The sequence below is a fragment of the Qipengyuania pacifica genome, assembly GCF_019711555.1.
In the GTDB taxonomy this organism is placed as follows: domain Bacteria; phylum Pseudomonadota; class Alphaproteobacteria; order Sphingomonadales; family Sphingomonadaceae; genus Qipengyuania; species Qipengyuania pacifica.
Genome location: NZ_JAIGNQ010000002.1, coordinates 852,737 through 866,137 on the forward strand (window position 1 = coordinate 852,737; position 13,401 = coordinate 866,137).

At 58.8% G+C, this 13,401-nt stretch carries 11 protein-coding genes; 9 read left to right on the forward strand and 2 right to left on the reverse strand.

Annotated elements, in window-relative coordinates:
- Nucleotides 1–39 precede the first annotated feature (39 nt).
- From K3177_RS09385 to K3177_RS09405, 6 genes are all read left to right on the forward strand, one after another.
- Nucleotides 40–1,860 carry a type I restriction-modification system subunit M gene (locus tag K3177_RS09385; protein ID WP_221598021.1) on the forward strand — a complete coding sequence of 607 codons (1,821 nt, stop codon included), beginning with the start codon at nt 40–42 and terminating at the stop codon, nt 1,858–1,860.
- On the forward strand, nt 1,857–3,194 hold the full coding sequence (locus tag K3177_RS15540; RefSeq protein WP_221598022.1) for a restriction endonuclease subunit S: 1,338 nt from the start codon (nt 1,857–1,859) through the stop codon (nt 3,192–3,194). The genes K3177_RS09385 and K3177_RS15540 overlap by 4 nt, the downstream gene beginning before the upstream one ends.
- Nucleotides 3,195–3,250: 56 nt before the next feature.
- Entirely contained in the window at nt 3,251–3,724 is a 474-nt protein-coding gene (locus tag K3177_RS09395; protein ID WP_221598023.1) for a hypothetical protein, read from the forward strand.
- 188 nt (nt 3,725–3,912) lie between these two features.
- Entirely contained in the window at nt 3,913–4,152 is a 240-nt protein-coding gene (locus K3177_RS15585; RefSeq protein ID WP_420493671.1) for a surface-adhesin E family protein, read from the forward strand.
- Nucleotides 4,153–4,156: 4 nt separating this feature from the next.
- Nucleotides 4,157–7,252 carry a type I restriction endonuclease subunit R gene (locus tag K3177_RS09400; protein ID WP_221598024.1) on the forward strand — a complete coding sequence of 1,032 codons (3,096 nt, stop codon included), beginning with the start codon at nt 4,157–4,159 and terminating at the stop codon, nt 7,250–7,252.
- Between the two features lie 189 nt (nt 7,253–7,441).
- The gene (locus K3177_RS09405; RefSeq protein ID WP_221598025.1) at nt 7,442–8,005 is read left to right on the forward strand and encodes a recombinase family protein; all 564 of its coding nucleotides are present in this window, start codon (nt 7,442–7,444) and stop codon (nt 8,003–8,005) included.
- A gap of 260 nt (nt 8,006–8,265) precedes the next feature.
- Here the strand turns inward: K3177_RS09405 and K3177_RS09410 are convergent, their stop codons facing one another.
- Entirely contained in the window at nt 8,266–9,588 is a 1,323-nt protein-coding gene (locus K3177_RS09410; protein WP_221598026.1) for a nucleotidyltransferase, read from the reverse strand.
- Complete coding sequence (locus K3177_RS09415; protein ID WP_221598027.1) at nt 9,575–10,096, reverse strand: hypothetical protein; 522 nt, start codon at nt 10,094–10,096, stop codon at nt 9,575–9,577. Before K3177_RS09415 ends, K3177_RS09410 begins: the two co-directional genes overlap by 14 nt.
- Before the next feature lie 578 nt (nt 10,097–10,674).
- Between K3177_RS09415 and K3177_RS09420 the strand changes: the two genes are divergently transcribed.
- The 3 genes from K3177_RS09420 to K3177_RS09430 all read left to right on the forward strand — a co-directional run bounded on the left by K3177_RS09420 (nt 10,675) and on the right by K3177_RS09430 (nt 13,346).
- The gene (locus K3177_RS09420; protein ID WP_221598028.1) at nt 10,675–10,881 is read left to right on the forward strand and encodes a hypothetical protein; all 207 of its coding nucleotides are present in this window, start codon (nt 10,675–10,677) and stop codon (nt 10,879–10,881) included.
- A gap of 146 nt (nt 10,882–11,027) precedes the next feature.
- Entirely contained in the window at nt 11,028–12,101 is a 1,074-nt protein-coding gene (locus tag K3177_RS09425) for a PLP-dependent cysteine synthase family protein (protein ID WP_221598029.1), read from the forward strand.
- A gap of 30 nt (nt 12,102–12,131) precedes the next feature.
- Entirely contained in the window at nt 12,132–13,346 is a 1,215-nt protein-coding gene (locus tag K3177_RS09430) for a DUF819 family protein (protein WP_221598030.1), read from the forward strand.
- The last annotated feature ends 55 nt before the right edge of the window (nt 13,347–13,401 follow it).

Here is a 13,401-nt window from a genome sequence, read left to right on the forward strand (position 1 = left end):
CTTCACGGTGCGGCACTAACCCCTGCAAAGGGGAAATCAGTGAATCATCAATCGCTTTCGGCGTTTATCTGGTCGGTCGCGGACCTATTGCGCGGCGACTATAAGCAGTCTGAATACGGGCGCGTCATCCTCCCGTTCACGGTGCTTCGGCGCCTCGACTGCGTGCTCGCTCCCACCAAGGAGTCGGTTTTCGAAGCGGCTGGTAAGGGTCACCCCGACCCGATGCTGCTGCGCGCATCGCAGACCACCTTCTTCAACCGCAGCCCGCTCGACCTGGTGAAGCTGGTTGGCGACCAGGACAACATCGCCACCAACCTGCTCTCCTACGTGCAGGGCTTCTCGCCGGAGGTGCGCGACATCTTCGAGCAATTCGAGTTCGCCGCGCAGATCGACAGGCTCGCCAAGAACGGCCTGCTCTATCAGGTCACCGAGCGCTTCGCCGGGATCGACCTTCACCCCAGCACCGTCGATAACAACCAGATGGGGCTCGTCTTCGAGGAGCTGATCCGGCGGTTCGCGGAAATCTCGAACGAGACGGCTGGTGAGCACTTCACCCCGCGCGAAGTCATCCGGCTGATGGTGAACCTGATCTTCGTCGAGGATGACGATGTGCTGTCCAAGCCGAGCGTCGTTCGCACGATCTACGACCCTACGGCGGGGACAGGCGGTATGCTCTCGATCGCGGGGGAATACCTGCAAGAGCATAATCCGCAGGCGCACCTCACCATGTCAGGGCAAGAGCTGAACCCCGAATCCTATGCGATCTGCAAGGCTGACATGCTCATCAAGGGGCAGGACATCACCAAGATCGTTCAGGGCAACACGCTCTCTGATGACGGTCATCCCGGCCAGACCTTCGATTACATGCTCTCCAACCCACCCTTCGGTGTGGAGTGGAAGAAGGTGCAGAAGGAGGTTAAGGATGAGCACCAGCGGCTTGGGTACGCCGGTCGCTTTGGCCCCGGCCTGCCTCGTGTTTCCGATGGCTCGCTGCTGTTCCTGATGCACCTGCTCGCGAAGATGCGTCCCAAGGCCGAAGGCGGCTGTCGCTTCGGCATCGTGCTCAACGGCTCACCGCTGTTCACCGGCGCGGCTGGTAGCGGGGAGAGCGAGATCAGGCGCTATGTGCTGGAGAACGACCTGGTCGAGGCGATCATCGCGCTGCCGACCGATATGTTCTACAACACCGGCATCGCCACCTATGTCTGGATCCTCTCGAACAAAAAGCCTGCAGAGCGTCAGGGCAAGGTGCAACTGATCGACGCCAGCAGCTTCTGGCAGCGCATGCGCAAATCGCTCGGCAGCAAGCGCAAGCAGATGAGCGATGACCAGATCGGCAATGTGACCCAACTGTTCGGGGCGTTTGTCGAGGCGGAGCTGGCCACTGTGATGGACGGAGAAGGCAAGGAGATTGCCCGACAGATTGTGCGCGAGGGCGAAGCAGCACCCGCCGCGCCGGAAGGTGGCAAGGTGAAGTTGGCACCGCTCTCTCGCATCTTCGACAACACAAGCTTCGGCTACCAGACCATAACGGTCGAGCGACCGGAGCTGGACGAGCATGGCAAGCCGGTGCTGGGGCAGCGGGGCAAGGCCAAGGGCAAGCCTGTCGCTGACACCAGCTTCCGCGACACCGAGAATGTCCCACTTGCCGAAGACGTGGATGCCTATTTCGAGCGCGAGGTGAAGCCCCATGCACGCGATGCATGGATCGACAAGTCAAAGACCAAGACCGGCTACGAAATCCCGTTCAACCGGCACTTCTACGTGTTCGAGCCGCCTCGTGCGCTGAAGGAGATCGATGCGGAGCTTGGCGAGGTGTCCGACCGCATACGCGCGCTGCTGAAGGACATGGCTGCGTGAGCTTCACACGCTACCCCGAATACCGAGAAAGCCAGGTTGATTGGCTCGGTGAAATACCTGCTGCATGGGATGTCGCAAAGTTCCGACACATATTCCGGGAAAGCGGCGAGAAGATCGACGACGAGGTAGTCGGGCCGATGCTCTCGGTCTCTGGCTATCGAGGCATCGAAATCAAGGATTACGAAGACGATAACCAGAGACGGTCTGATGAAGACCTTGTTGGCTATCGGATCGTTCGCCCTGGGCAGTTGGTCGTGAATACGATGTGGCTGAATTACGCCGGCCTCGGTGTGTCAGAGCATGAAGGTCACGTCAGCCCTGCTTACCGAAGTTACTGGATCGAGGCGGACGTTGACAGCCGCTACATCCATCATCTGATGCGCAGCTCGCTATACGTTCAGGGCTATACGCAGCTGCTAACGGGTATCCGCCCAAACTCTCTCCAGATGAGCCGCGACAACCTAATGGGCTTCCCAGTGTTGTTGCCGCCTCTAGAGGACCAGCAAGCCATCGCCGCCTTCCTCGACCGTGAAACGGCGAAGATCGATGCGCTGGTGGCGGAGCAGGAGCGGCTGATCGCGCTGCTGAAGGAGAAACGGCAGGCGGTCATCTCGCACGCCGTCACCAAGGGTCTCGATCCCGACGCACCCATGAAAGACAGCGGCATCGAATGGCTCGGCGAAATTCCGGCGCATTGGGAAGTGAGGACGCTCAAGTCCCTTGTCGAGCGGGGCGTCTCAATTTCCTACGGCATCGTTCAGCCGGGGGAGAATGTCGAGGATGGAGTGCCATTCATCCAGACAACAAACATGTCGAGCGGCAATTTCGATCTTTCGATCCTTCAGAGAACTACTGCGGACATTGCCTCTGCATACCCAAGGTCAACTCTTCGGCCCGACGACGTGGTGCTCGGAATACGCGCCTCGATCGGGGCTGCCCACATTGTGCCGGAAGAGCTTGCGGGTGCGAACCTTTCTCGCGGCGTAGCGCGCATTCAATGTGGTGAAGAAATCTATCCGCAATATCTCGTGGCATGCCTGGGCTCTGCATCGACCGAGCGATACTGGCAGCTCTGCAAGCAAGGATCGACTTTCAACGAGGTTTCAATTGAGACGGTAAAGAATCTCAAGATCGCGGTGCCGCCCAAGAACGAGCAGGAGAAAATCATTCAGCAATGCCAGGTCGAACAAGAACGTTTTGCTGACATCTTGGCGGCAGCGACTGACCTTTTGGCGGTTATGCGAGAGCGCCGCGCCGCGCTGATCTCCGCCGCCGTCACTGGCAAGATCGATGTGCGCGGGCTGGCCAAACAACACGAAATGGAGGCCGCATGAGCCTAGAGAAGATCATCGCGTCATTGCCCGACAGGTCTGCTGGCGAGCGCAAGCAGATGCGGCTCAACGCCATCGAACAATCCGAAAGCGATGACTCGAAAAAGGCAACCGACGCCCAGCAGTTCCTCGCGGCACTCGACGAAGTTGAAGCCGATGAGCACGCGGAGCTGATCGCCCAAGTCGAAGGTCTGAAACCAGCAGATAGGGTCATCAAGGCATTCAAAGCTGAACCGATGACAGACACCGAACAGAAGCTGATTCAGGTGCTGCTCGACAACCCAAACTCGACGTCTGGCGAACTCACCGAAAAGATCGGCTGGAAGGGCATGAGCTGGCATCTGCACTTCGGCACCATGTGCGCGAACCGCGGCGTCTATCTCGGCCAGCCCCCCAAGGCGACGACACCCAACGGCAAGTTCTACACCGGCATCCTCGCCGATTTCGACAACGATACGAGCCGCTTCACCATGAAGCCCGATGTCGTCGCAGCCTTCGCCCAGCTTGGCTTGAAAGGACAACTAGAATGTTAAGATCACTAAATTCCGCCATGGTTATCGCGGTTCTTACGTTTGCCGCCCCCGCTGCGGCCGAAAATTGGCAGCTGGTAAGTTCGGAACCCGCTTCTGGGGACTATCAATTCATAGACGCTGACAGCGTAACGGAATCGCAATTTTGGTCCGCGCGAGTTCAAGTCCATGATGAGTCCCAGCCTATCGCCATGGCTAGAACCCTGTATCGCTGCCGAACGCGCGAAATGGCGATAACCTATATTACCATCTACTCGGCGCAGGGTTCAGTTATCAGAAGCTGGTCGGAGGACGTGAGTTGGACCCCGGCGGTTCCACAGTCAATCGGTGCAAGTCTTTTAGAAAGAGTCTGCTCCGGCACGGTCGTTCAAGGCGTCCCACTCCGCGACATATTCGAGGTGCGAAGAGTGTTGAAAGAGCGCGGATTGTGATGACGTGAGTCTCCACAAGGAAATCAGCTTCGAAGACGAAATCTGCGACCACCTTGGCGCGGCTGGATGGATTTACGAGGAAGGGGCTGCGGCACGCTATGACCGCGAGCGGGCACTCTTCCCCGAAGATCTTCGCGACTGGTTGCGGGAGACGCAGCCGAAGGTCTGGGAAGCGCTAGAGAAGGCACACGCTGCAGCGGCGCTCAATGTCCTTGGTGACCGCCTGCGCAAACAGCTCGACGACCGTGGCACGCTGGATGTCCTGCGCCATGGCCTCGAACTGATCGGAGTGCGTGGCCTGGTGAGCCTAGCGCAGTTCGCTCCCGCGTCGGGCATGAACCCCGACATCGTGGCTCGCTACGAGGCGAACAAGCTGCGGGTCGTGCGCCAGCTGCGATACTCGCGCTCGAATGAAAACTGCATCGACATCGGCCTATTCCTCAATGGAATCCCTGTCGCCACCACCGAGCTGAAGACTGACTTCACGCAGAGCATCGGCGATGCGATCGACCAATACCGGATTGATCGAAAGCCAAAGAACGAGCCACTGCTGACTTTCGCTCGCGGCGCGCTCGTTCACTTCGCCGTTTCCAACCGTGAAGTGATGATGACCACCAAGCTCGAAGGCGGAAAGACGCGCTTCCTGCCGTTCAACCGGGGCAACAAGGGCGGCGCAGGGAACGTCGCCGATGGTCCCGGCCACCCGACAGCCTATCTGTGGGAAGAAGTCTGGCAGCGCGAGAGCTGGCTCGAACTGATCGGTCGTTACATGATCGCGAAGCGCGACAAGAAGAAGCAGATCACCACCGTGATCTTCCCGCGCTATCACCAGCTCGACGCGACAAGAAAGCTGCGCGAGCAGGTGCGCATCGAAGGTGCCGGTGGGCGTTTCCTGATCCAGCACAGCGCCGGATCGGGCAAGACCAACTCGATCGCCTGGTCAGCGCACTTCCTTGCTGACCTGCACGATGAGAACGATCAAAAAGTGTTTTCGAGCGTGATCGTGGTCTCTGACCGCAACGTGATCGACGCACAGCTTCAAGAAGCGCTGTTCGAGTTCGAGCGCACCAAAGGTGTCGTTGCTACCATCACGAGCGACGGTGGTAGCAAGAGCGCTGCGCTGGCTGATGCACTCGATGCGGGAAAGAAGATCATCGTTTGCACCATGCAGACATTCCCCTTTGCATTGGAGGCTGTGCGTGAACGCGCTGCGACCGAAGGCAAGAAGTTCGCTGTGATTGCCGACGAAGCGCACAGCAGCCAGGCCGGCGAAACTGCCGCAAAGCTCAAGGCGGTGCTGTCACCCGAAGAAATCGAGGAGCTAGGCGATGGCGGCGAGATAAGCGCGGAAGACGTTCTCGCCGCGCAAATGGCCGCGCGTGCTGCCGAGGATGGGGTGACCTACGTTGCGTTCACTGCGACGCCAAAGACGAAGACGATGGAGCTGTTTGGGCGCAGGCCGAACCCTGACGCACCGGCGGGCGAAGACAACAAACCGGGGCCGTTCCACATCTACTCAATGCGGCAGGCGATCGAGGAAGGCTTCATCCTCGACGTCCTGAAGAACTACACACCTTACAAGCTGGCCTTCAAACTCGCCAGCGGCGGGCAGGAATGGGATGAGATGGAAGTCGAGAAGAGCGCGGCCACGAAAGGCATCATGCGCTGGGTTCGGCTGCATCCGTATAACATCTCGCAGAAGGTGCAGATCGTGGTCGAGCACTTCCGCGAGAACGTCGCGCCATTGTTAGGCGGCAAGGCGAAGGCGATGGTTGTGCTTGGAAGCCGTTTGGAAGCCGTCAGATGGCAATTAGCGATCGAAGCCTACATCAAGTCGCAAGGCTATCGCATGCGCACCCTCGTGGCTTTTTCTGGAGAGGTGAACGAACCAGAGAGAAAGGGAGAGGGCTTCACAGAAACTAGCGCGAAGCTGAACCCCGGTCTGCGTGGCCGCGGCATTCGCGATGCTTTCAACGACGAAGAATTCAAGCTGCTACTCGTCGCGAACAAGTTCCAAACCGGATTCGATCAACCGCTTCTGTGCGGCATGTATATCGATCGTCGGCTGGCGGGCATTCAGGCGGTGCAAACGCTATCGCGTCTGAATCGCTCGCACCCCGGTAAGGACACCACATACATCCTCGATTTCGTGAACAGTTCCGAGGAAGTGCTGGCGGCCTTCAGGCAGTATTACGAGACAGCAGAGATCGAGGCCGAGACCGACCCGAACCTTATCTTCGATCTGCGCCAGAAGCTCGATGCTTCGGGTCACTACGACCAGTTCGAGATCGACCGGCTGGTAGCAGTCGAACTTGATCCCAATGCGACACAGGGGCAGCTAGTCGCCGCGATCGAACCCATCGCGCAGCGCATGCTGACGCAGTTCAGTGAGGCCAAGGATCAATACAAGGCGGCTATCGACGCAAAGGACAAGACTGCCGCGAACGAGGCCAAGGAAGAGATGGACGTTCTGCTCCAAACGCGCGGAGACATGGCCGCCTTCACGCGCATCTATGCCTTCCTGTCCCAGATCTTTGACTACGGCAGCACGGAGATCGAGAAGCGCTACATGTTCTACAAGCGCCTTACCCCGCTATTGCAGTTCGGCCGTGAGCGAGATGGCGTGGACCTGTCGGGAGTTCGGCTTACGCATCACAACCTTAAGGACGAGGGTGCGCGCACGCTACAGGTCGGTGATGATCGTCCCGCGCTTCCACCAATCACCGGGGTTGGCTCTGGAGCGGTGCAGGAGACGGAAAAGGCGCTGCTCGCGGAGATCATCGCCAAGGTAAATGACCTGTTCGACGGTGACCTGACCGATGACGATCAGCTCATTTATGTGAACAACGTGATCAAGGGGAAGCTGCTGGAGTCTGAAGAGCTGCGATCGCAAGCGTGGAACAACAGCAAGACCCAGTTCGCGAGCTCACCGACCCTTTCGAGCGCCATTCTCGACGCGATCATCGATGCCATGGCCGCGCACGAGAGCATGAGTTCGCAGGCGCTTAATTCGGCGAAGGTTCGCGAGGGATTACGGGCTGTGCTTTTGGGGCCGGGGCAGCTCTACGAGGAGCTACGGAAGGACAACGGGCAAGAGTAAGACCGCTTGCAGCGGGTCTGCCTCTTTCCGCACCCATCGGTGTTTGCGCTCGTCTCGCTGTCGTTCTTGAGTATACCCATCCGAGGCGTCTCACGGCGTCCACGGAATGTCTCATACGAGTTCGATCCCGATTGTGAGACGCTATGCTGCGCTGACTCTAGACCCCATTGAGACAGCGAGAACCATCACATGAGCATCGTCGGATACGCGCGCGTCAGCAGCAGTTCGCAGAACCTCGACCTACAGCTTGAGCAGCTCGCCGACGCGGGGTGTGAAAAGGTCTTTTCAGAGAAAGTCACCGGGACGACGCGCAACGACCGCGAAGCGCTCGCCGAATGCCTCGACTGGGTTCGCGATGGTGACACGCTAGTCGTCACGCGCCTTGACCACCTCGCTCGCTCTGGTCGCGATTTGCACGACATCATTGCACAGCTGTCCGCAAAGCAGGTCGGGTTCCGGTGCGTGCAACAAGGGGCGGTCGATACTACCACAAGCATGGGGAAGCTCATCCTTGGTATCTTGGGGGCGGTCGCCGAATTCGAGACTGACATTCGTAAAGAACGCCAGCGCGAAGGCATCGAGCGCGCCAAGGCGGCTGGTGTCTACAAGGGTCGCAAGCGCACGGTGGACGTCGATCAGGTGCGCTTTCTACGCGATCAGGGGCTCGGGGCGACCGATATAGCGTCAAAACTCGGTATTGCGCGAGCGAGCGTCTATCGAGCGCTCAAAGACACGATGGTGCCGACGACGTAGTCGCTACACTACAAATGCGAGAGGTCCTAGACCCTGACAGTCTGCTCGACCCTGATGCTGCCTATGAGGCGGGGCTAGGAAGGGCCGCCCATCCACCGGGACGATTGGCGTGTCGCCGATCGCCGAGTGTAGCAATGTCTATGAAGGCGCAGGAAACCGGTCTTCTGCGACCGTCGTGCGATTAAGCGGTTTTGGGTTGGTCGCGAAACGGCTGTTTTGTCGGGAAACAATCAACTAGCGACTTTCGCTGTGACCAAGAGCTAATTGGACCGTAGCGAGCCCAGCACCACATTCTGACGGCCTCGCCCAATACAGACTTCATCAAGGATCGCAAAACACTCCACCAGATGCGAACCTCGGTATTTAGTGTGTTCGGGATCGCGGAGGGTGCGGTGGTCGGTGATCTCGCCGCGCGGTTGCGGCGCTCCATCGTCATTACGGACCTTCCATTTGTAGAGGTCCGCAGCCGGCGCGTCGCGGCCGAGCCGGAAATGGATCTTGCGATCGACGGGGATCAACCCAAGCGCGTCTAGGACGAAGCCACGGAAGCCGGACGCCTGGGGGACCTCGCCGACGATGCTAAAGTCGTGCTCGGTCAGCATCGGGATGCGTTGGTCAAATAGGAAACTTTCCGCGCTCCCAACGCGCTTGCGGTGGTCACAGGCGAGAAGGGCGGCAACGTCGTCGCCCTCTTCGAAGTCTTCGAGCGCCACTAGGAAGCCATCGCGTGCCTCGATAACGTTGCGCACGGCGCGTTCATCGAGCTCCGCAACATATGCGTCGATGTTCGAACTTGGGTCTGCCCGGTCCGGCAACTGTGGGTAGCGCAAAAAATCTGGCAGTCTGACGAAGAATTCAAATACCATGTCGAACAACGTGGAAGTTGGATTTTGTAGCACCCACTGGGTGATGGCCTGCTCGACATGGAAGGACTTAAGCGGAAAGTTGTCGTCGGCTTCCTTACAGGAATGTCGCCAGCCTTTTGCAAACTTGACTGCCTTGCGGAAATCGCCGTTCTGCGTGTTCAGATTTGAGGCGGCGGTGATGTATCCGCGCGGATCGGATTGAATCCACCTCATATCTCTCGTGCCTCTCGACACGTTTTCTCGGAGCTGCGCCCGTTCGCGGTGCGGACGCAGCACGACCTCGGGAACGACGTAGCAATCGCCGCCGAATTCATTTCGGCCGTTTGTATACGCAGGGACGATATCTACGCCAAACACGACCCGTTCGGCCTCGACAAACGATAATGTCACGGAATGGGTCTGACGCGCGAACGTGACGGAATAGCGCGAGGGATTCTTGAAAGTGGTGCGCAGAGCCTGTTCGAGATCGGCGAGCGCCTCATTCGGATCGTGCTGGGCTGGATCCCAGGCGCCGAGAATGTAAAGCACGTCAAGGTCGTGCAGCGGCGTAATCGCAGTGAAACGAGGATACGAGCCGATCTGAAGTGATTTTCGGGCCCCGAGCACGTCCTGAACGGCTTCATACACGTCCGACACAAAATCGCGCTCGCCGGGCGTTGGCGAGAGATGGTCCCGAACATGCGCACGGAACAGCGCGTTGAACCTATCCTTTCTCATATCCACTCGTAATAAGGCTCACAACCACGTCATTCAGTAACCGACCGCGGAGGTTCGCAAGGGTTACATTACGCTCTCTCTCCAGTAGTGAGATTGCGTCCGGCGGCAGAAAACCAGAACCCTGCGGCGCGTATACAATGAGCGCTGTTGCGTCACGTTTTTGTGCAAGTATCTGGTCGAGATCGCCCGACCAATCGGGCCAGTAAACCAGAAAAACGCTTGCCGGCTCGGCGCGACCGAGATCGCCGATATGCGAGATGCGAATGATGTTCTTACAGTCAAAAATCTTGCTGTCGGCGAAAAGACCTTCGAGGCTGTCAACGACGTCACCCTTCGCGAAGATGGCAATTCTTCGTTTCGCTAATCCGTTGCCGAGCCGAAGCAACACGGGAAGCAGCCCGCGCAGCCAGAGCCAGACCGCGTATAAGGAGGCGAAAAGGACGATGAGCGCGGACACCGTCTCAAATGTCTCGAATGCGCTTTTCAGATAAGTCCCGAGTTCGGTCATAGCTCACAATATCACCGCTCGACAAATCTAACCATACCTGCCTCCCGCAGCGGCTTTTCATCCACCGCTTTCGAACATGTGTGACCGATACTTAATTGCAGAGCAGACCGTGTGCTGGTCCTTCCCGACGTTCGTGTCGTCATTGCGACGAGCATGTTCGATTACCAAGTCTGACGACCGAGTTCTGGTCTCGGGAAGGCGCGCCAACGGTTTACAGCGATTTCGGAACTCGTTGAAAAGAAACGGGCTGTCTTCGAACAAGTTTACAGCGAAAAGCGCAGAATTCTGCGGTTGCTGTCAGCTTGGGAAGCTGCTGCTCTACCATTGAGCTACACCCGCGAACCATGTCGGACTTCACGCCGTATCGGCCATGCAACGCGACGAGGCGCCTGCCACGACAGGGCTCGATCAGTCAATATGGCTTGGCTGCCCCTACGTGTTGCACCAGCGAATCCGACGAAACTCAATTAGGGAATGAAGTCACCATCTGGTAAGTAGGCTGTCGTTCACCATCACTGGACGGAGTCGCAGGCTCTAAACCGACCAATTGGCGGACTCCCCGATCGGAGGGGGCTTATATGCACGACTATAATCTCGAATATGTGGATGACGACGGCGTCGCCCAGACGATCTCGTTTTCTGCTCTTACGCCCAACGGCGCGCTGGATCGGGCCATGACGATCGCCCCTGGTCGGTGGGCGAGGCTGCGCGACGAAGCAGGCGATATCTGTCGGATCGAACGTCTGTCCCATTCTGCCGTGTGGCGTATCGCGCGCACCGCCTGACCGCCTTACGCCGGCCGGCTCCGTTTTATCCTTTGCAGCGCGTCTATCATCCGACGCTGACCTTCCGCTCGCGCGATCTCCGACCAACCGCGGAAAACGTGTCCAGCGAGGGTTCCCTCCCGGGAGGAGGGCTATACAAGGCCCCAATGTCGACCAATCGTGAATGGGTGAACTGGGCCATCGGCCGGATCGAAGCCGATTTCCATCGGTCGGCCGATACCCATCTTATACCTTTGCCCGTACCGGCCCTGCCGAATATCGCCATCTACCTGAAAGACGAATCCAGTCATCCGACCGGCAGCCTGAAGCATCGCCTTGCCCGATCACTATTTCTGTATGGTCTGTGCAACGGATGGATTTGCGAACGCACCGCTATTGTCGAGGCGTCCAGCGGATCCACAGCCGTTTCGGAAGCCTATTTCGCCAGGATGCTCGGACTGCGTTTTATCGCCGTCGTTCCACGCTCGACAGCGCAGGCGAAGCTTGATGCCATCGCCTTCTACGGAGGGGAATGCCACTTTGTCGATCGGCCATGCGAAATATACGATGCAGCGCAGTCGCTCGCCGATGAGCTGGGCGGCCATTACATCGACCAGTTCACTTTTGCCGAACGCGCCACAGACTGGCGCAGCAACAACAACATTGCCGAATCGATCTTCGCCCAGATGGAGCGCGAACCGCATCCCGTACCGCGCTGGATCGTGTGCGGTGCAGGCACGGGCGGGACGTCTGCCACCATCGGGCGCTTTGCACGATACAATCGTTTCGACACGCGCGTATGCGTGGCCGATCCGGAAGGATCCGTGTTTCACCGCCACTGGCAGGATCGCTCGATCGAGCGCGTGGAACATTCAGCGGGCTGTATAGAAGGCATCGGCAGGCAGCGGGTCGAGCCCAGCTTTCTCCCCGACGTGATCGACCGCATGGAAGCCGTGCCGGACGTCTGCTCGATCGCGGCGGCGCACGAAGTCAGCCAGCGCCTGGGTCGCCGCTGCGGCGGATCCACCGGAACGAACGTCTGGGCGTGCGCGAAGATCGCGGCGGAGATGGCCGAACGCGGCTGGAAGGGATCGATCGTGTCCATCCTTTGCGATGATGGCGCGCGCTATTCCGATACGATCTTCGACAGCGCATGGCTCGCTGCGCGTGGTCTGGACATCATGCCGCAGCAAAAGAAAATCGCGCATTTCTTCGAAACCGGCACATTCGCGGCCGAATGACATTCAGGCAGGATAAGGGGCCGCACGATCATGATCAGCGATGACAGGATAATCCTTGGCCTGCTGGCTCTCGTCCTCGCGTTCGTGTTCGCCACGCGCGACAGGCCCGGCTGGCAGCGATTCTACGTCTTCGTGCCGATCATCCTGATCTGCTACCTAGTACCCAGCCTGATGACGACCTTCGGCCTGATCGACGTGTCGCAGAGCAATCTGTGGCCCGTGGCGAAGGACTATTTCCTGCCCGCCGCGCTGTTCCTGATGACGCTCAGCATCGACATCAAGGGCATTCTGGGCCTTGGCAATAAGGCCATCATTATGTTCCTTACCGCCACCGTCGGCATCATCCTGGGTGGCCCACTGGCGCTGTGGATCGTTGCGCAGTTCGAACCATCGATTATCGGTTCCGGCGACACGGCAGCATGGCGGGGCCTTGCCACGCTCGCAGGAAGCTGGATCGGCGGCGGAGCGAACCAGACCGCGATGCTCGAAGTCTATGGTTATCCTCTCGAAGGTTTCGCTGCGCTACTGGCTGTCGACATCATCGTCGCCGAAATCTGGATGGTCTTCCTGCTGTATGGCGCTGGCGCGCATGAGCGTGTCGACCGCTGGCTGGGCGCGGACAGTTCTTCGATCGCCAAGCTGCGCGATACGATGGCCGACTACACGCAAAGTATCGAACGCGTCGCCAAGGCAAACGACTACGTCCTGCTATTCGGCATTACCTTTGCGGTTGTCGGCCTCTCGCATGTGCTTGGCGGCTGGCTCGGGAATTTCTTCGCCCAATTGCAGGGCGAAGAGGCGACGCTGGCCAGCGAATTCTTCTGGGTTGTGGTCATTTCGACCACTCTCGGCCTTGCCGCCAGCTTTACCCGCGCCCGCGAACTGGAGGGTATCGGGGCGAGCAAATTCGGTGTGCTGTTCATTTTCCTGCTCGTTGCAGTAATCGGCACGCGGATGGATGTTACGAAGATCGCGGATGCTCCTGCCTTCATGGCGATCGGCTTCATCTGGATGCTGTTCCACGTCATCCTGCTGCTGGTTGTCGCCAAGATCATAAAGGCGCCGTTCTTCTTCGTCGCGGTAGGCAGCAAGGCGAATGTCGGCGGGGCCGCGTCTGCACCAGTCATAGCCGCTGCATTTCACCCCGCCCTCGCCCCAGTCGGCGTGCTGCTCGCCGTGCTTGGCTATGCATTGGGAACATATGGCGCGATCCTGTGCGCGCAGATGATGGCAGGGGTCGGGTAGACCGCAGTTCCTGAAGGTTTCAGCCGATACCGGTTGATTTCGGACCTCTCGTGCG

Excerpts from the sequence above, each read along its gene's own strand:
- K3177_RS09395 (WP_221598023.1), top strand. The coding sequence starts at position 3,251 with ATGCGGCTCAACGCCATCGAACAATCCGAAAGCGATGACTCGAAAAAG.
- K3177_RS15585 (WP_420493671.1), top strand. The coding sequence starts at position 3,913 with ATGGCTAGAACCCTGTATCGCTGCCGAACGCGCGAAATGGCGATAACC.
- K3177_RS09405 (WP_221598025.1), top strand. The coding sequence starts at position 7,442 with ATGAGCATCGTCGGATACGCGCGCGTCAGCAGCAGTTCGCAGAACCTC.
- K3177_RS09410 (WP_221598026.1), bottom strand. The coding sequence starts at position 9,588 with ATGAGAAAGGATAGGTTCAACGCGCTGTTCCGTGCGCATGTTCGGGAC.
- K3177_RS09415 (WP_221598027.1), bottom strand. The coding sequence starts at position 10,096 with ATGACCGAACTCGGGACTTATCTGAAAAGCGCATTCGAGACATTTGAG.
- K3177_RS09420 (WP_221598028.1), top strand. The coding sequence starts at position 10,675 with ATGCACGACTATAATCTCGAATATGTGGATGACGACGGCGTCGCCCAG.
- K3177_RS09425 (WP_221598029.1), top strand. The coding sequence starts at position 11,028 with ATGTCGACCAATCGTGAATGGGTGAACTGGGCCATCGGCCGGATCGAA.
- K3177_RS09430 (WP_221598030.1), top strand. The coding sequence starts at position 12,132 with ATGATCAGCGATGACAGGATAATCCTTGGCCTGCTGGCTCTCGTCCTC.